The sequence below is a fragment of the Rhizobium fabae genome, assembly GCF_003985135.1.
In the GTDB taxonomy this organism is placed as follows: Bacteria; Pseudomonadota; Alphaproteobacteria; order Rhizobiales; family Rhizobiaceae; genus Rhizobium; species Rhizobium pisi.
The window spans coordinates 157,392-174,978 of sequence record NZ_ML133655.1; the positions used below are offsets into that span (position 1 = coordinate 157,392).

At 56.1% G+C, this 17,587-nt stretch carries 15 protein-coding genes and 1 tRNA gene; 8 read left to right on the plus strand and 8 right to left on the minus strand.

Going from position 1 to position 17,587, the window contains the following annotated elements; genetic code table 11:
- Positions 1–184: 184 nt before the first annotated feature.
- The 3 genes from EFB14_RS22735 (at position 185) to EFB14_RS22750 (ending at position 4,463) form a co-directional block, all read left to right on the plus strand.
- Entirely contained in the window at positions 185–1,558 is a 1,374-nt protein-coding gene (locus tag EFB14_RS22735; RefSeq protein ID WP_245438281.1) for a DUF6538 domain-containing protein, read from the plus strand.
- 501 nt (positions 1,559–2,059) lie between these two features.
- Positions 2,060–3,262, plus strand: coding sequence for an SH3 domain-containing protein (locus EFB14_RS22740; RefSeq protein ID WP_164737564.1), 1,203 nt, complete (start codon positions 2,060–2,062; stop codon positions 3,260–3,262).
- Positions 3,263–3,905: 643 nt separating this feature from the next.
- Positions 3,906–4,463: a T4SS efffector SepA family protein gene (locus EFB14_RS22750; protein ID WP_126828972.1), complete on the plus strand. Its 558-nt coding sequence runs from the start codon at positions 3,906–3,908 to the stop codon at positions 4,461–4,463.
- Between the two features lie 417 nt (positions 4,464–4,880).
- Here the strand turns inward: EFB14_RS22750 and EFB14_RS22755 are convergent, their stop codons facing one another.
- The 3 genes from EFB14_RS22755 to EFB14_RS22765 form a co-directional block, all read right to left on the minus strand.
- Positions 4,881–6,152 carry a hypothetical protein gene (locus EFB14_RS22755; RefSeq protein ID WP_245438282.1) on the minus strand — a complete coding sequence of 424 codons (1,272 nt, stop codon included), beginning with the start codon at positions 6,150–6,152 and terminating at the stop codon, positions 4,881–4,883.
- Between the two features lie 55 nt (positions 6,153–6,207).
- On the minus strand, positions 6,208–6,633 hold the full coding sequence (locus tag EFB14_RS33525) for a hypothetical protein (RefSeq protein ID WP_245438283.1): 426 nt from the start codon (positions 6,631–6,633) through the stop codon (positions 6,208–6,210).
- 314 nt (positions 6,634–6,947) lie between these two features.
- On the minus strand, positions 6,948–7,481 hold the full coding sequence (locus EFB14_RS22765; protein ID WP_126828973.1) for a hypothetical protein: 534 nt from the start codon (positions 7,479–7,481) through the stop codon (positions 6,948–6,950).
- 714 nt (positions 7,482–8,195) lie between these two features.
- Between EFB14_RS22765 and EFB14_RS22770 the strand changes: the two genes are divergently transcribed.
- Complete coding sequence (locus tag EFB14_RS22770; protein WP_126828974.1) at positions 8,196–9,089, plus strand: HNH endonuclease; 894 nt, start codon at positions 8,196–8,198, stop codon at positions 9,087–9,089.
- Positions 9,090–9,134: 45 nt separating this feature from the next.
- Here the strand turns inward: EFB14_RS22770 and EFB14_RS22775 are convergent, their stop codons facing one another.
- Positions 9,135–9,698: a recombinase family protein gene (locus EFB14_RS22775; protein WP_126828975.1), complete on the minus strand. Its 564-nt coding sequence runs from the start codon at positions 9,696–9,698 to the stop codon at positions 9,135–9,137.
- A 209-nt stretch (positions 9,699–9,907) separates the two neighbouring features.
- Here EFB14_RS22775 and EFB14_RS22780 point away from each other — a divergent pair, with 209 nt between their 5' ends.
- Positions 9,908–11,191: a hypothetical protein gene (locus EFB14_RS22780; RefSeq protein WP_126828976.1), complete on the plus strand. Its 1,284-nt coding sequence runs from the start codon at positions 9,908–9,910 to the stop codon at positions 11,189–11,191.
- A 256-nt stretch (positions 11,192–11,447) separates the two neighbouring features.
- Positions 11,448–11,768: a DUF6804 family protein gene (locus EFB14_RS22785; RefSeq protein ID WP_126828977.1), complete on the plus strand. Its 321-nt coding sequence runs from the start codon at positions 11,448–11,450 to the stop codon at positions 11,766–11,768.
- 99 nt (positions 11,769–11,867) lie between these two features.
- On the opposite strand, the gene EFB14_RS32990 is transcribed toward EFB14_RS22785, so the two are convergent.
- From EFB14_RS32990 to EFB14_RS22805, 4 genes are all read right to left on the minus strand, one after another.
- Complete coding sequence (locus EFB14_RS32990) at positions 11,868–12,896, minus strand: AbiJ-NTD4 domain-containing protein (protein ID WP_164737565.1); 1,029 nt, start codon at positions 12,894–12,896, stop codon at positions 11,868–11,870.
- Between the two features lie 165 nt (positions 12,897–13,061).
- Positions 13,062–14,126 (minus strand): hypothetical protein, encoded by a 1,065-nt coding sequence (locus EFB14_RS22795; RefSeq protein WP_126828978.1) that lies wholly within the window; start codon positions 14,124–14,126, stop codon positions 13,062–13,064.
- A gap of 389 nt (positions 14,127–14,515) precedes the next feature.
- Positions 14,516–14,591, minus strand: a tRNA-Ala gene (locus EFB14_RS22800).
- Positions 14,592–14,743: 152 nt separating this feature from the next.
- Positions 14,744–15,127, minus strand: coding sequence for a TIGR02300 family protein (locus EFB14_RS22805; RefSeq protein ID WP_125846734.1), 384 nt, complete (start codon positions 15,125–15,127; stop codon positions 14,744–14,746).
- Positions 15,128–15,403: 276 nt separating this feature from the next.
- Between EFB14_RS22805 and aroA the strand changes: the two genes are divergently transcribed.
- Positions 15,404–16,762: a 3-phosphoshikimate 1-carboxyvinyltransferase gene (gene aroA, locus EFB14_RS22815; RefSeq protein WP_126828979.1), complete on the plus strand. Its 1,359-nt coding sequence runs from the start codon at positions 15,404–15,406 to the stop codon at positions 16,760–16,762.
- A 31-nt stretch (positions 16,763–16,793) separates the two neighbouring features.
- Positions 16,794–17,447 (plus strand): (d)CMP kinase, encoded by a 654-nt coding sequence (cmk, locus tag EFB14_RS22820; RefSeq protein WP_126828980.1) that lies wholly within the window; start codon positions 16,794–16,796, stop codon positions 17,445–17,447.
- Positions 17,448–17,587 lie beyond the last annotated feature (140 nt).

A 17,587-nucleotide genomic window follows, 5' to 3' on the forward strand; every position in this document is an offset into this window, starting at 1 on the left:
CTTCTCGCCCTCGTCACGTCAAGCCTTCCGGCTTGCCGAGCCGAAGCTCGAAGAGCGTAGGCTGGTGGAGCTAAGCGGGAGACAACCTTGTCCGAATAATTTCTCTTCCGTGTCAAATCCTTATTGAAATTCAGCCACCTGCGGGACTAGATATGGGTACTTTCTTGGGTACTTGGAGGCTTTAGTGGCCCTCTCTTCTGATCGCATGTTTTTAGAACGCCACGGCAATCAGTATCGCGTTGTCGTCAACGTGCCGAAAGAGCTTCATGGCAAACTTGGGACGAAGCTTAAAAGATCGTTGGGGACTGACAGCCTTAAGGAGGCAAACCGCCTCAAATGGGATGTCATAGCGGACCTCAAAGCGACCATTGCTCACGCGGAAAATCCATCTCTATCGTTGGAGACCGCCCGATATATAAGCCTAGAGCAGGCAATGCAGCAGGCCGTTCGATTTGCTGAGCAGCGCAAGGGTGCGTTCGATCCGGAGCGGCGAGACGAGATTGATGAGGAGATCGACTGGCAGGCGGAATCCCTCGCAGGCCAGCCCATTGCCACCGACGAGGAGGGCCATGAAGTTTTCGACCCCGAGCGCTTACGCCTTGCTAAGGATTTCTCCCAGTTAGCGCGCGGAGACAGAACGCCGATCGACCTTCACCATGAAAAGTTTCTAGCGGCTTCGCACGTTAAGGCCCGCACATTGGCGGACGATAAGCGAGCAATAAAACTCTTGAAGGATTGGTGCAGCAAAGCAGGTGTGCCGCCCTATCTTCAGGCGATGACCAAGAAGGAGGCCGTTCGGTTCTGTGATGAGCTTCCAAGCCTCACCGCCAATCTTACTCCTGTCACCCTCAACAAATACGTTAGCCGCCTCTCGGTCTACTGGACTTGGCTGGAGAACCGACACGAGGTCGAGTCTAACATCTGGCAAGGACGGCGCTTGCGTGAGCCCCAGCAGACCACAGACCAGAAGGAACGCCCCTTTACCGACGATGAAGTGAAGACACTGCTCACAGGCCCCGCGGAGCCCCAGATGCACGACCTAATGAGGATAGCCGCCCTTTCCGGAGCCCGCCTGGACGCCATTGTGTGCCTCAAGGTGAAGGACTGCCGAAATGATGGGGTGTTCGTGTTCAAGCCCCAAAAGAAAGAGCCGGGGCCACGTCTCTGCCCAATCCACCCTAACCTAATCGAGATCGTTGAGCGCAGGAAAAAGGGCAAGGAACCCGAAGATGATATCTTCCCCGAATGGCCTGGGGTGAAGAAATCCACGTCACTGCGCGAGCGCTCCTTCAAAACCTCCAATGAATTTACTGCGTATCGTCGCAGTGTTGGCGTAGAGGATAGGCGCGAGGGCAAGCGCAGAGGTCTCGTAAACTTTCACAGCTTCCGCCGCTGGTTCATCACCAAAGCTGAGCAGGCGGGACAGCTGGAAAGTACCATCGCCGTTGTGGTCGGCCACAAGCGGCAAGGGATGACCTTTGGGGTCTACTCAGGGGGACCGCTGCTTGAGCAAGCGCGCCAGTGCGTTGAAGCGGTGGAGTTACCGAAACTGGCATAGAGGACATTGGGCGAAGTTGCGTAGGCGATGAGCATCAAAGACCGCTCAACTACTTCCCATTTATCGACGGTCATACTCCGGGAGCCACCCACGTGTCATGCCCTTGCTCAGCTCCGGGGCCCATGGGGGCAGAGGTGTTTCGCTCCTTCTGTCATACCTTCAAGCGCATGGCGAGATGCTGGTGTATCTGAAGAGCTTCATGATGCTCTGACGGGCCATGCGGGAGGCGGCGGGGTCGGGAGTGAGGCTATGGCTAAGATCGGCGTGCCAGGTCCGATCAGAGAGTTGGCTCCGTGGCAAACCGATCATCGTGCCGCCCAACACTAAGTCAGTCAGGTTGGAGTCGAAGAGCGAGGGATGGGCATATGGCAGTTGCCTGCTTGCCTCGCGCTTAACGATCATTCCAATTGGCTAGTACACCCACCTTGTGAAATGCGTGCCAATGTCCCACTATAACTGCGGGCAGTTGGGGTCTTGCGTGCTATGCCGAGTTTGTGTTGGGTGAAATACAAAGGCGCCGCGTGGGTCGCAGTGCTTGGCTTGTTGACGCTAAGCGCTAATACCGCGTTGGCGGCACTATCTTACACGGCCCAGGTGACCGACAACGGCCTCCGCTACCTCGTTGTGAACGGTGAATTTGAGACCACGGATGACCTTTCCAAGTTCGTCGCCTCGATCCAAATCAGCAACACGCAGGCCGTAACGTTCAACTCTCCCGGCGGAAGCGTGGTGAAAGCGATGGAGCTTGGCCGGCTCATTCGATCTTTGCGCCTCGACACCATACAGATACGCAACATGGAATGCGCGTCAGCCTGTTCGCTTGCCTTTATGGGGGGCATATTGCGTTTGGCTCAGCCGGGTTCCATCGGCGTGCATAAATCCTCGTTTTCTGAGGACCCCACACTTAATGTTGCCGATGCGGTTTCGGCCATCCAACAAATGACAGCTAATGTGATAGCCTACATGACGGAGATGGGCGTCGATCCAGCTCTACTTCAGCTTGCTCTTACGTATAACAGCGATGACATTCGATACCTTTCCGGTAGCGAGATGGAGAAATACCATCTGACTATGACGGGTACGCAGCCTAGTGCAGACCAAGACCCCCAAAGGGCTTCCATGCCCCCTCCGAACATATCACCACCAGTTCTGCCCCCAACCGCGCCTCAGTATCCAGGTGCGCAAGCAAACTTGCCGCCACCCACTGTAGAGCCGCCGTCGTTCGCTATCCCCACCGCCAAGAGCGGTCGCGTCCAGAATTACAACGGACAGGCTCCCCTCAAGGCCGCCCCCTCCTCGGCGTCGCGAACCGTTGTGACTTTTATGAACGGCAGCGCACTGACCATTCTTGACGACACTGGTAAATGGTTCCACGTCAAGGTCGGCAATAGGGTCGGCTACATGTTCCACTCTTGGGTTTGGGTCGCGGAATACGGCGCTGGCCCGTACGGCACGCAGTTCGTACAGGTGAAGAGCTTCGACAACTACGCGCAAACCGAGCAATATGTTCGCGGCTCGCCGTTACCGCTCACGGCCTTCCTTGCAAGCAACGGCTGGTTTGCTATCACGTTAGACCGAACGCTCGATCCCGATGGAGCAGAAGCGCTGTTGACCAAACTAAAGGCCAGCGGATCAATTCCAGATGATGCCATTGCTACCTGGGGCAACGCTTTCGTTCGGAAGGTGTGTTGCACGGGACGATGACGAGTTAGCGCTGAGGGGCCGGGCCGCTGTTGCTGTGCAAAATACAGACCGCGCGCATGCATATTATCGAGCTGCGTGCCCTCATCAGTCAATCATGTCTGGACGCCTGATAGCCGCTGCAAATCGCGTACCAGCAAGCTTCCTTGTCGTCGCTCTCCTGCTATCCCGGTGCGCAAAGGACCGCGCGACGGAACTTGGCGTTACACAGGCCGTGATTGGCGAGTAGGCGGGGATCGTCCATGAACCATGGCCTGAGGTCTTTGCTTCGGGTCCACTTAGGGACGGCCTTCCAGTCGGCATTGCCCCCGGTTTCGCTCAAAGGCCCCACCGCGCATGACTTCCAGTTGGAAAAGACGATGTGTTGATCGCAGGCGTACAGTACGGGCAATCTTCGGCGGTCGCGAATGGGAATGAATGACGGCTCAGTTTGCGAGCTGGTGGTCCTTCAGCTCACGCAATCAACAGTGTGAGACTCGTCGCAGAGGGTGAAACCAAAAGCACAATCCCAACCGGCTTCCGGCTGTGATCGGTGAGTGACCAAGTTACGGTTCTTAATCTTTATAAAGTTTAAGATATGTATAAGGATTGACATTCGTATCTGGCTGAGGCATCTTCCTTGCATTGAAACAAAGGAGGATTGCCAATGTCGCACAATATTATCATCTCCGACGAACTGTTTAGCCGCCTTCAAGCCCGCGCGGTGCCGCTCGTGGATACCATCGAGAGTGTCATCGCACGGATCTTAGACGGCGATATAGGCCATAAGATCGATAGCACGCCTGAGGGCTATCGGCTGTTTGATGCGGCTTCCCCGCCCAATCTCGGCCATACGTCGGTCTTGTCAGCAACCGTCGATGGTCAGCTGCTCAAGTCTGCCGATACGTTCTGGAACAACATCATTGTCGCCATGATCAAGGTGTTGGCAGCAAGGGGAATGTCAGCGAAGGATATTGACGCGACACTGCCCAGCAACAGCGTAGTGGGCCAGAAGTCAGGCAACGGCTACAAGTTCATTAAGGAGGCCGGGATTTCGATTCAGGGCCTCGATGCGAACAATGCTTGGCGAACCATCTTTCTGCTCTCCACGGTGGCCAATATTTCGGTCGACGTGAAGTTTAAATGGCAGAACAAAGAGGGGGTCGAAATGCCTGGGGTAATTGGCGCATTCATCGTACCGCCAGAGCAACGCAAAGCCGCTTGAAACCAGCGTACGGGCTCTTTTTACATGCCCGCTGCCGTTCCAATCCGTACGCCATCACCCGGCACATGAATCGATGAAGCCAAAGCTAATAGCAGTTTCTTGCGAACCATAGACCCCATCACTCCCTCTCTGGCAGCCGCTTACTTAACTTTAGGCCTCCTACTGACCGACACAAGGGGCCTCTGGGGACGCTGCATTGGAAGTGTACTAGCCATCGATCATCTTACCCTCCAAGGCAGTCCCACCAGGCGCATAAGGCTGCTGCAAGTCGGTCGCTTTGAGATACGCCCGCTAGGTTGCTCTGAGCAGGCTTCCAGCCTTCCTTTAGGCAAGGGTGATGATGGGGTCTAATTATAAGGTCTATCCCTCTGAGCCAGCCCCCCAGAGCTCCATAGGGGGGAGTTATTTGGCGGTGGCCTATGGATCGGCTTTTCGACCACCGGCAGCGACCGGCCCACCTTGGCGGCGCTGACATTCAGCATTGTCGCGATGGCCAATTCTTTCTGGCTGGCCGCCACCATGGATACCATCGTGTATTGGCAAGGCGGCGATGCCCTTTGAGCCAAGGTCAAGAACTATGCCGATGAGGATCTCACTTTCCAGCGCCATCAACTCAAAGCCAACGTTGGTATCGAAGAGGTGAGCGATGGCGGGATGAAGAGCCACCGCAGCCGCCTTGAACCGCTCCATGCTCCAGCCTGAAGGGAGCGCCTCCTTGCTGCCGGCGGGCAACCGCCGTGCTTCGGCGTTTCGGAAGAACAAAGAGACCATCAGCGATTTGACAGCCTTGCGGTGCTCCTCCAGCCCAGGAATTGCATAAAGATCACCGCTGGGTGGCTGAAGGCCTCGGCGGCAATATGCGAGCTGGATGAACATGGAGGCGAAATCGAGGTCTACCACCGGCTCACCATCAATCGTCAGCAAATGGCGTTGTTCCTTCGGCAGATCTTCCCAAAAGCCACCGTAGAGTCTTCCATGGCGATCGAACCTAGCTTCGTCTCCATGCTGGTCTACACGGAACTTTCGCACGAGGTGGACGGGGCCTGTTTGCTGACCATCGAGGAGGATATCGGCATTGTTGAGGACCCCGTTGATCTCCGCCATCTGGGCTCGCATGGTGTCTGCCTCCCGGCAGTCCACATAGTCAACGGGTGTCTTGTGTCCGCTCCTTCTGCTGCCTGCCCACAGCTCGATTGTCTCACGGCCTTCCAGGTGATGAATATCGGCAAGGGTTACCCCATGGGCGGCGACAAGCTGCCGGAACCGCGACGTTGGGGCGACGACTGTCCGACGCTCCTTGAAGACAGCCTCTTCGACTGAAACCAGACCTGCTTTCTCGACCTCCTCAATCACCAGCCTCAGGGCATCGGCGTTGAAATCTTTCCGGTCATAGCGGGTGAGCTTTCCGTTCCTCAATGGCACGGCCAAGCCGGCATATTGAACGGGGCTCAAAGTTGTCACTATGAGGTTGGCCACAAGCGTCGCAGAGCAAAGCTTCCTGCGCTTTTCGGCGTCGGCTCTGTGCTTCCTTCCGGGCGTGATGGTCGGAGGCGCGAGCATTTTGAAGACGCATTCGGCTAATGCGAGGAGCGGTCCGCCACCAGCGGCCAACCATGCGTCATAGTGCAGGACATACGGCAACGCCTTCTCGGCTGCCAATTTCTGGGGAAGCAAGATAAGCTCCAACATGTGCGTCCCCACCCCCGCCAGTAGATCAGACGAAGGTGAGGACTTATTTTATTGATTAGGACGCTTTCGCCACTTGTGGATGAGACGGATGGAGTCCGTAGCGCTTTGTCCGCAGAGCAATGACTTCGGGCACGACCTCACGAGCTAGTTCCGCGCAGGCCTTTTCCAATGCTTCCCCAATCTCCCTGAGGACGAGCCCGGAAGAGCGGGGATAGGCGTGGATCTGGTAGAGCCGCGTGCCGCCTGTGAGGGGGTCCCAGAATTCCCACTTGCCGTGGGTGCCGCTGGCGAGCCGATGGACAGCCTTGGCGGCCTGCACGATGCGGAACTCTCGGACGTTGTGACTTTTCCAATCATCCTCGATGAGAGCCGAGACCGCTAGATAGATCGCGATGAGCCTTCTTGCGGAGATTTCCGCTGCCCGGAGGCGTGCGAAGGCGACCCGAGCGCGATACTTGGCCGATTGCCCCCGCAAGTTCATTGCCTTCTCAACGTGCCCAGAGCCTGCAAGCAGATACTCTAGCTCCCAATAGGCTCCTCGATAGGTTGGGTCCTGCCTGTGCTCCTTTATCCAGTGCTCAGCGCTTCTAACGTAGGGAAGCAGTTCAGACGCTTTGTATGTTGCGTGCCAATGGGAGCCGTGGCGAGCTTTGTGCTGGACGTGGTAGCGGCAATGAAACTGAGAGAGACCCGTGCCTGCTGACAGCTCGGCTTGTCGGGTGCACCCTGGAATCTTGCAGCGCTGGCTGTTGACTTCGCAGGTGTAACCGCCAGGAACTTTCTTGGGCAGCTGTCTCACCCGATCAGCTCCACGTCTTTTCGCCAAGAATTTGTGATTCCCGCAGCATCACGCGGCACTCTGCCAATCGCCTCTTTTGCGACTGCCTTCCGTTCCTCAGTCACCCGGTTGAGCGTTTCCCTTTCCAAAGGAGATACGGGTTTCCGAGGTGCTGGTAGTCCGAAGATTGCGGCTAAGGTTGCCAGCGCCTTCCAACAGTCGTGTTGATCAAGTGCCTTAGCGCGGTTGGGATTTGACGTTTCAGCTTGGCAAGTTTGTACAACACGCTTCCAGAATCCTGGCCCCGAGCAAATTATCTCAATATCTGGCAGCTCGACGCTTTCTAGGTTGATAGGAAAGATGTCTGCCAGCGCCGCCACAATGCCTTCAGCGAGCGCCGCGTTCATGTCTAAGAGATGCCCTTCCCCGTAGAAGCGCGCCTCGGTTTTGCCGTCCGTTCTAACGGCCACGTATGCGCATGGACGATGGTCGCCCGTCAGCTTAGCAGACTCATCTGCACCAGCGCTTATGAAGATTTTCAGTTCACTCATTTCACTCTCGTTGCGTTGTCGAAGTGGCCTACGCCACAACCCCGACTTGGGATGAAAATAAAGCAAAATCAAGATCAGTTATGTATTTCTTCGTTTTTGTTGAATAAATTTTTACTATCAATTTGCCATCCGTGATCCTACCTTAGGGAGAATGGGGTGGGATGCCCTGTATATATGTGGGGTCATAGTGCTGGTACTATCTGTAGTACCTCTCCTATTGACCTGTGTGGCATCCAGGTGACCCTTGCGGTGCGCCCAATACCTGATTGGTATGAGTATATCCCCTTATGGGTTCCTTGTCCTGGAGTGCGTTGTCCTGGGGTGCCTACCCTTGGGGCTATCTGCCATGGGATGCGTTGTCCGGGGTTCCTTGTCCTGGGGTTCCTTGTCCTGGGGTGCCTTGTCCTGAGGTGCCCACCCTTGGGGCTATCTGCCCTTGGGGGCCTTACCCTGGGGTGTCTTGCCCTGGGGTGCTCGCCCTTGGGGCTATCTGCCCTGGGGTGCTCGCCCTTGGGGCTATCTGCCCTGAGGTCCAGCGACGTGCTTCCCTTGGAGCCAAACCCGCAGAGACTTTACGCTTCCCAAAACTCCCGCTGGGCAATGAGCTTCGTAATATCCGTAGCAGCGCGCAATGGGGCGAGTTGCCGTGGGACAACTGGAACGTTTTCTCAAGATTTTTCAACTAGTGATCGCGATGAAGGCTTGGAGATATGAATGTTTGCCATCGCGAACACAGACTTAGAATGGTTCGACCGCCTGAGGGCGCATCCTGTTCCGCAGGTTATCAATTTCTGGACCCCAACCCCTTGGGGGCTTCAAGGACTAAGCCCGGACGACCGGTTCTATTTTATGCTGAAGGCCCCGGTTCGAAAGATCGGAGGGTATGGGCTGTTTGTAAGTTATACTGAAAGCACCGCATCCGCCGCATGGGACCTCTATGGAACTGCCAACGGTGTAGACAGCAGAGAACGGCTAATTGCCAGGATCAAGAACTTCGCTTCTAAGCGCTCTACGGCGGCCATTGCCTCTGATCCGGTAATTGGCTGCATATCGCTTCGGGCGGCGGTATTCTTACAAGAAAACGAGTTCGTAAGCCCGTATTCTGTTGGGCACTCCTTTCCTAAGGAGGTTGTAAAATATAAGTACTTCAGTGCCCCCGATATGTTGGCTCCAGCGCTTGGAGTGTCCCCAGCATCCACTTCACCTTTCGCGCTTGTCACGGGGGTCGGAAAGCGACAAATCGTTTCACGAAAGGAGCGAAAAGGGCAATCGCAATTCAGGCAAATGGTTCTGGCGAATTATGGCTATCGCTGCTCCATTACCTCCGAGGCAATTCCTGAAGTGCTCGAAGCATCACACATCCAGCCGTACATTGATGCGCGCAGCGATCATCCTCAAAACGGCCTCTGCTTACGCGCAGACCTCCATCACCTATTTGACGGTGGAATGATTACGATTGGCGCGGATATGAGGCTGCAGGTCAGCTCCCGGCTGGTTGGGAGTTCCTACGAGGGCTTAGGCGGCCAGCGTGTCCGTTTGCCGAGTGCCCCAGCCGATCACCCTTCACCAACTGCGCTCCATTTTCACCGCACCGACGTATATCGGTAAGGTCGGCTGTGATGGCTAATTGGATGACGACCGCAGAGACGAGCGTCAGGCCAAATCTTTCACTATCCGGAAGTAACTTGCTCGGCTGATGCCCAATGTGGCCTGTATCTCTGCGGGTGTCTTTCCTTCTGTCTTCAGGGCCAGCACCTTGTCTGCCTTGCTGCGGGCCGTAGGTGCCCTGCCTTTGTATTTGCCATCTGCCTTCGCCTTGGCGATGCCTTCGCGCTGTCTCTCCAACATCAGCTCCCGCTCAAACTCCGCAATAGACCCCAAGAGATTGAGCATGAGCTTTCCGGTAGGCGTGGCCGTATCAAGGTTCATTGTGATGATGCGAAGCTCTACGCCCTTCTCCTTCAGAGCCGCCGTGATGGCCACGAGGTCCGCCACTGAGCGGGCTAGGCGGTCCAACTTGGTGACCACCAGCACGTCGCCCTCCCGCACGAACTCAAGCGCACGCTCAAGCTCAGGCCGGTTGCTGGCCACCGAAGAAAGCTGCTCTTTGAAAATCTTTGTGCAGCCCGCTGCCTGGAGGTCTCGGAGCTGGGCGTCTAGTCCTGCCTTCTGGTCGGTGGTGGATGTGCGGGCATAGCCTATCATCACTTTGGTCATGGTGGTGTCCCTTATAGTCTCACAACAGTCTATGACTAAGAGATACCACGAGTCTCAAAATGTCAATGTAATTTGTGTGAGACTCAAAGGTAGGCACTTGGAGAGACTCACAAGGGCTTGGCCTATTGAGACAGTCGAGGAGGTGGACTAGCTGCCTATCTTGCTTGCAAGGACTCAGATATCGATCGCCTAACTAAGGGTGGATTTCGATGATCTTAGGTTTTGAAGAGTTAGCGCTACGTTGCTCGGGTAGCTCCGCGAAGCAGTACGTGTTAGAGGCGATGAAATCTTATGAGGCGAGCGCATACAGAGCGGCGATTGTGTCAGCTTACGTCGCCATATGTTTCGACCTTATCGAGAAACTTCGGCTCTTGTCGGCAGCAGGAGATGCCGCCGCTACGAAAGAAGTTGAGCATCTTACAAATCTCCAACGCCAGCACGAAGGAAATGATCCTCAAGCAATTCCAGGCCTTTTGGCTTTCGAACGCAATCTCTTAGAGTTGTTCAGAGACAAGTTTGAGTTCTTCGGCGTCGACGAATTTGAGCAACTTTCGAGGCTGAGATTCGACCGCAACCGTTGCGCTCACCCCAGTTTTACCAGATCTGAAGAGCCATTCTCGCCATCTGCGGAACTGGCCCGGATGCACATTCGCAATTCGGTAGAGTACGTCCTCTCACAGCCGCCTCGGCAGGGCAAAGCTGCTCTTGCGGGATTGGAAGCAACTGTCCTTAGTCAGTATTTCCCTACCGAGCCATCCGAAATTGCAATTCGAATGAAAGCTTCAGGTCTAGACAACTCCCGCCCATCGTTGATGCGGGCCTTCATTGACGAGCTGACATTTGGATACGCAAAACCCGGCCATGGTTACCACAAAAAGAGCTTCATTCCATTTGTCGTGAAAGCCGCTATTGAAATTGATAGACCGATTGCTCTCCCCCGCGCGGTTAAGAACGCCCAAAAACTTCTAGCTAGCACTGACGCCGATGCTATTCGAATTGGCGCTGGCCTCATATTGACGTTGGCAGAAGTTGCTGATGGTGTGGACCAAGCCACACGCGTCACAATGACTAGATGGCTGGGCACTAATCAGGAATCTACTATCGTTACCATTGTTCGAAGGGCTCTCCGCATCGCCTGGCTACGGCCCGAAGCTGAAAAGGTAATCCAAAACCTCACGCGCGAACAAATCGGCAGAGCTTCAGGCAAGATACCCGCTGAAGTGCTGAGTCGGGCCGCACTGCTTTACGCAAAGTCTTCCAATTGGGATACAGCAAACAGTTTCGCCACGAAAGTTGCAGTCCCGCAGGCAGCAAAGTTTTCTGAAGCTGATTTGGACTTGATTTTCGACCATGTTAACAAAGGTCTGGGCGATCTTCGCAGCAGTCATGGCTTTCACGACTTCGTTGAGGCGCTCTACGACAACCACCCGCTGGGAGAGGTAGGCGTGTCCGCCTTGCTGGATAAGCATGAGCTTCAAGACTTCAAGCGTTAGCGCTATGCCGGGCGGAAGAAGCCTCGGGCATGGGTCCCATCAGGGGGTACCCGGGGGGAAACCGCGCGGCAACTGGCACGTAGATGGCCTCTGAGATGCGCGACCCCTAGTTTTATAGGGTTCCGTCCTGCTGGCCACGACATAGCCCGAAATTGCGGAAGCAGTGTATGGACGCTAATCAACCCTTGCTTGTGCGCCGACTAGCTAATAAGCTCTGGTTACGAAGATTAATGGGCTGATGATGCGCGGAGAGCCGATGCGAAACAATCTCATTTTGGTGCCGATCGCCTTATTGATCGTTGCGATATTGCCCTTGCCATACGGCTACTATTCCTTCTTGCGGTTAGCCATCACTTTGAGCGCTGCATATCTGGCATGGGAGGCCTACAGGGAGAAGTATGCATTCAATGGCTGGGCGCTTATTCTCTCGATGGTGGCGTTACTGTTTAATCCCCTAATCCCGGTGTACTTGGATCGCGGAAGTTGGTTCGTCATCGACCTTGCAGTAGCGGGCATCTTCGCGATGCGCTGGTATGTTAGTGCTGAGGGTGACAGCGAGGAGAATTCACGGGGTTAAGTATTCGCTTCGGATTAATATGGGCGCGTGATGGATTTCTGTGTGTCGCGAGTTCCCGCCGCCCGTCGTCCCCCTCAGGTCCTCTTCGGGACCGAGATATTAGAGCCGGTTAATGAGCGACTTTATCCAACTCATGCTTACTTCTATAGCCCAGCTTGCCTGCTGCGGGGTCATCGAGGGCATCGGGGCTGTCCCCGGGCCGTGACCGAAGGGGCTGCGGGCATCGCTGAAGAGCTTATGGAGGCTTTCTTGCTCCCATACCTCAATGAACCTGCCGTTGTTCTTGCTAACAAGATTATTGACGTAGTTCACCGGTCCTACCTCGTGCCCTGTCGTCCAGCCCTTCTTGTCGGAAATAATTTTGAGGGTGCTCTCCAGTGCCTTCGATGCATACAGGCTGGCGTCCCTTTTGTTGTTGTCTCGCAGGTCAACCGCCCTAGCCATGTCGATTGCAACATTCTCCCATAGAGGGGCCGAAACCAGAGCCCAGAATGGTTTCTCAACAATCGCCGCAACTGTTGCGTCGTTTGAGATCTGGATGAAGCCTCGATGGTAGGAAAGTGGGAAATGGGCCCGGAGCATTCGCTCGTTTAACTCGATCACCGCCTCCTCAAACATTTTGTTCAGTGATTGGGTTTGAGCTTCGAGCTTATTTAGTTGTGCTACGGTAGTTGCGATTCCGCCAGACGTTTTTGCAAAGCGCGCTTTAAGGTCCGCTTTGCGGGCCGGCAACGATTCCTTGAGGGCTGCGACTTGTTCTTCCCTTATCCGAAAAGCAAGCTCCACAACACTGATGCGGATTTTCATGAACAGGTCAGGCGAGAAGGCATCTTGAAAAGTATCCATCATGAAGCCAGAAAGCTGATCGGCGATAGTTCTCTTGTGCCATTGGTTGGAGAGTTGAATCCACGGTTGGCCAAGGTGCAGTAGACCGATTTCCGTCGCTACCCTGTCGTTCACAGTTTTGAGGGAGGCGTCTGCGTTTTCCGAATCTCCCGAATAAGTCCTCGGGAATAACTGCTCCGTGACAAGTTTGGCCGCCTGGACCAAAAATCTCCGGTCTCGCTCCGTGAACGCCGACCAAATTGGAGTATCTTCATAGCGAATCGAAAAAACGTCAGTGATCATGGCTTAGCTTAGGCAAAACGCGTAGATTTGACAGCAAGTTGCAGCTACCACTCCCCCGCCAGGATTTGCTTTTCCACTGGATTAGACTGCTTATAATGTCTCCCCTCAATGCTGGCGGTGTGACGCTGTGTATTCGGCCACTTCGAAGGTAGCCGTGCATCCCCCTCAAGTCCTATCTCTGGGCGCCTCTGTAAGCACCGGGCTAGTCGGAAGCGGTTGGGTCAGCGTTGAGGGTATTCTAAAGGTCCTGTGTCGCTTCCCACCCCGCATGATGGTAATCTGCCCGCGCTCATTGTGGACCGACACGCAGCCTTGCCAGCCGTGGGCCCTAAGGGACCAAGCGTTGATAAGTTTAAGGTTGTCGGCCTCCAGAAACGCGAGAAGCGCGGCAATATCGTCCAGAGCGGTGGTGACATTGACAACTGCATCTCGGATGAACATTTCCAGGCGGATAAGGTCCTCGTCCACCTGCTCACATAGCCAAAGGACTGCATCGTTTTCAGTCTGCCAGCTTACGTGCGTTAAGGCTGCCACGACGTTCGACACGTTAGCCTCTATAGAAATGCCTCTACTGCTGCCCCGAAGGATTGAGGCCCCACGAACCGGCTGATCACCATAGACTTGTTCAACGGTGGTTAGGCCCTTTGGTGTTTCTGCGTCGTCGGTCCCGGCTCGTAGCTGGACTTTGAGGAAGCCGCCGTCACGGATGGTTCGATGGATGTCTTTGCAGACTGCATGTCGAAGACCCACCCGAAGTGCCTTAAGTACCCGGTCAAGATCGCGAACAGCCGGCTTTAGCACCGCCCAATATGCAACCAGTTCACGGGGAAGGGTCCAGTTCGCTTCGACAAGTGTTTCGGCACGGCGTCGCCGTTCGGCTCTTGCATTTCGCGTGAGTGCCCTCGCGAGACTGCCAGAAGTAAAGAACCCGTGGCCGCAACAATGCCCTACAGCATAAAGCGACTTCGACTCACTGGACCACAGCAGGTGCCCCTTGACGTACTTCGGCTTGACCGGACTACAAATGGGACAAGGGGCAAGTCCGTCCCTCGCCAATACGTGTTTTGGTATCACGAAGTCCTGGAGGATGACCTCGATGCCATCCTTGGGAGGCGTCTCATGGGTGATAAACGAACAGGTATGCGGCAGGCCGCTTCGAATGTGGTCAAGGAAACTAGCCTTGAGGTATTCTGGCTTTGCATCAAAAACACGCCTGACATTCTGGACCATGCCGCCGCCCTTCGCCGTGAACAACCAGACTCGCGCCGGTTGAATGGAATCATTCCACACACGCAGCATAACAAGAGTCGATGGAGGCGGGAAGTGCAGACAAATACATAGAGAGAACAGAGGTGAACACTCGGCCAACCCAGTGAAACAAACAAGGACATCCACCGGGAGCCCCGCCTGTGGCTCCGTCTCAAAGGTCTCGACGTACTTCTGTTCGCGACTCGGCACACGTATTGTGATGGCGATTGTAGATTAGCGCTCGGGGATAAGGCGAGTGATTTTGGAAATGCACTGGGTACTTCCCGTGGGTACTTTCTTGGGTACCTCGGGAGAGGGCATCTCGCCTTATCGGTTTGTTTTCATTGCAAAAAAACAAATGAGGAGAAATTTGGTGGAGCTAAGCGGGATCGAACCGCTGACCTCTTGCATGCCATGCAAGCGCTCTCCCAGCTGAGCTATAGCCCCATCAAGGTGGTCCGGCTCAGGGCCGGTCCTGGGATGCTCCTCAAGGCGCGTGCCCTGCGGAGTGGCGGCTTATTACTTCCGGTTTTCGGAGATAGCAAGCCAAAAAAATCCGGCCCGAAGAATTTTTTCCTCACCGGGCCGAAATGCAGTCGTCAGACTTCGTCTTCGTCGCCGGTCACGCCGATGATGTCGCTCATATCATCGTCGTCATCGTCTTCGTCGGGTGTAAGGAAGGTATCGTCGTCGTCGTCGCCTTCGATTTCGACATCGTCGTCGCCGATATCGGGGATGTCGTCGCCGGCGGCGGCGTCATCCGCATCTTCCAGCGACACCAGTTCGACTTCGGTGTTTTCGGTATCGACTTCCGCGACCTCGTCTTCCTCGGCAACGTCGGCAATCGCCGAGGTTTCTTCGAAGAAGGACAGAGGGTAGGACTTGCCGGTATAAGGAGAGACGATCGGATCCCGGTTCAGGTCATAAAACTTCTTGCCGGTTTCCGGATCGGTACGCTTGGTTCCAAGTTCCGCTTTCGCCACTATAAGCCTCGTGAGAATGGCCGAATTCAAAATTCGGCAAATGCCGTTCAAGCCGGCGTTCCATCGGAATTTATAAGCCGGTCCCCTTAATCGCTGCTGCTTCCCATGTCAAAGCCAAACTTTATGATCGCCGCGCGGGGTTTTTCGCATGCCGGCGGATGACCGCCCGGCGCGTTTATGTTAACGAGCCGCGGCAGCCGCAAAACGGCAAGAAAATTGCCACTGCCCGGATCGGAACGGCGGAGGAAATACGCCGCATTTGCAAAGGATTACGCCATGTCGCACGGCTCTCGGCCAAGGCCCGTCACCGCCCGTAAATCCGCAAATCTTGCCGGCGTCGTCCGCATTCCCGGTGATAAATCGATCTCGCACCGCTGCTTCATGTTCGGTGGGCTCGCTTCCGGGCAAACGCGGATCACCGGCTTGCTTGAAGGCGAGGACGTGATCAATACCGGCCGGGCGATGCAGGCGATGGGCGCCAGGATCCGCAGGCAAGGCGCGGAATGGGTGATCGACGGCACGGGCAACGGTGCTTTGCTTGCACCCGAGGCGCCGCTCGATTTCGGCAATGCCGGTACCGGCGTGCGGCTGACCATGGGACTCGTGGGCGCTTACGATTTTTCCTCCACCTTCACCGGCGACGCATCGCTTTCGAAAAGGCCGATGGGTCGCGTGCTCGATCCGCTGCGTGAAATGGGCGTGCAGGTCAGCGCATCGGCGGGCGACCAGCTGCCGGTGACGCTGCGCGGCCCGAAAACACCGAGCGCGATCCGCTACCGCGTGCCGATGGCCTCCGCCCAGGTGAAATCTGCCGTCCTGCTTGCCGGGCTCAATACGCCCGGTATCACAACCGTTATCGAGCCGGTGATGACGCGTGACCATACCGAAAAGATGCTGCAGGGTTTTGGCGCCGCGCTTTCCGTCGAGACTGATAAGGGTGGCGTCCGCACGATCCGGCTTGAAGGGCGGGGCAGGCTCACCGGCCAGGTCATCGACGTGCCCGGCGATCCCTCCTCCACCGCCTTCCCGCTGGTCGCAGCACTGATCGTCCCCGGTTCGGACATTACCATCCACAACGTGCTGATGAACCCGACGCGCACGGGGCTGATCCTGACGCTGCAGGAAATGGGCGCCGATATCGAGGTGCTGAACGCGCACCTTGCCGGCGGCGAAGACGTGGCGGATCTGCGCGTGCGACATTCCGAACTCAAGGGCGTGACCGTGCCTGAAGAACGGGCGCCGTCGATGATCGACGAATATCCCATCCTCGCCGTCGCCGCCTGCTTCGCCGAAGGCACGACGGCCATGAAGGGGCTGGAGGAACTTCGCGTCAAGGAATCCGATCGTCTTTCCGCCGTCGCCGACGGGCTGAAGCTCAATGGCGCGGACTGCGAGGAGGGCAAGGATTTTCTCATCGTGCGCGGCCGGCCTGATGGCAAGGGGCTTGGCAGCGCTGCCGGCGGTGAAGTCAGGACGCATCTCGATCATCGCATCGCCATGAGCTTCCTTGTCATGGGGCTTGCCGCGGAGCATGCTGTGACGATCGACGACGCGGCAATGATCGCGACTAGCTTCCCTGAATTCATGACGCTGATGACCGGTCTCGGAGCAAGGATCGAAGAGGTTCTGGAATGAATAGTGGACCAGCCGCCGCAGGATTGATCGCATGACAACCAAGACTTTCATCATCGCCATCGACGGCCCGGCGGCAGCCGGCAAGGGCACTCTTTCGCGCCGCATCGCCGAGCAATACGGCTTTCATCATCTGGATACCGGCCTGACCTATCGCGCCACGGCCAAGGCGCTGCTCGATGCCGGCCTGTCGCTCGACGACGAGGCGGTAGCCGAAAAGATCGCGCGGGAGGTTGAACTTGCCGGATTGGATCGTGATATACTTTCCAGGCACGAGATCGGCGAAGCCGCGTCGAAGATAGCGGTCATGCCGGCGGTACGTCGCGCGCTTGTCGAGGCGCAGCGGCGGTTTGCGGCAAAGGCGCCGGGAACGGTCCTCGACGGACGTGATATCGGCACCGTCGTCTGCCCGGATGCGCCGGTGAAGCTCTATGTGACGGCGTCGCCGGAGGTGCGCGCAAGACGCCGTTACGACGAGATTCTCGGCAAGGGTACAACGGCGGATTTCGATGCGATCTTCGAAGACGTCAAGCGGCGCGACGATCGCGATATGAACCGGGCGGATAGTCCGATGAAACCGGCGGTCGATGCACACTTGCTTGACACGTCGGAAATGAGTATAGAGGCCGCGTTTCAAGCTGCTAAATCGTTTATCGATGCCGCCTTGAGCCGAAATGCCTCAAAATAAGCGGTTTTCCGTGCTTCGTGCGCGGGACGCTCATGCAAAGCAAGCCTGAAATTCCGTCCAAGCGCCGGATTGCCTTCTTGAAAGAGGGCGGACTGGGTTCAGGCCCATTCAACTCGAACCAACCGGCGCATACGTGAGCC

What these genes read in the sequence shown, in the direction of transcription:
- EFB14_RS22750 (WP_126828972.1), top strand. Translation starts at nt 3,906, where the DNA reads ATGTCGCACAATATTATCATCTCCGACGAACTGTTTAGCCGCCTTCAA.
- EFB14_RS22755 (WP_245438282.1), bottom strand. Translation starts at nt 6,152, where the DNA reads ATGTTGGAGCTTATCTTGCTTCCCCAGAAATTGGCAGCCGAGAAGGCG.
- EFB14_RS33525 (WP_245438283.1), bottom strand. Translation starts at nt 6,633, where the DNA reads ATGAACTTGCGGGGGCAATCGGCCAAGTATCGCGCTCGGGTCGCCTTC.
- EFB14_RS22765 (WP_126828973.1), bottom strand. Translation starts at nt 7,481, where the DNA reads ATGAGTGAACTGAAAATCTTCATAAGCGCTGGTGCAGATGAGTCTGCT.
- EFB14_RS22770 (WP_126828974.1), top strand. Translation starts at nt 8,196, where the DNA reads ATGTTTGCCATCGCGAACACAGACTTAGAATGGTTCGACCGCCTGAGG.
- EFB14_RS22775 (WP_126828975.1), bottom strand. Translation starts at nt 9,698, where the DNA reads ATGACCAAAGTGATGATAGGCTATGCCCGCACATCCACCACCGACCAG.
- EFB14_RS22780 (WP_126828976.1), top strand. Translation starts at nt 9,908, where the DNA reads ATGATCTTAGGTTTTGAAGAGTTAGCGCTACGTTGCTCGGGTAGCTCC.
- EFB14_RS22785 (WP_126828977.1), top strand. Translation starts at nt 11,448, where the DNA reads ATGCGAAACAATCTCATTTTGGTGCCGATCGCCTTATTGATCGTTGCG.
- EFB14_RS32990 (WP_164737565.1), bottom strand. Translation starts at nt 12,896, where the DNA reads ATGATCACTGACGTTTTTTCGATTCGCTATGAAGATACTCCAATTTGG.
- EFB14_RS22795 (WP_126828978.1), bottom strand. Translation starts at nt 14,126, where the DNA reads ATGGTCCAGAATGTCAGGCGTGTTTTTGATGCAAAGCCAGAATACCTC.
- aroA (WP_126828979.1), top strand. Translation starts at nt 15,404, where the DNA reads ATGTCGCACGGCTCTCGGCCAAGGCCCGTCACCGCCCGTAAATCCGCA.
- cmk (WP_126828980.1), top strand. Translation starts at nt 16,794, where the DNA reads ATGACAACCAAGACTTTCATCATCGCCATCGACGGCCCGGCGGCAGCC.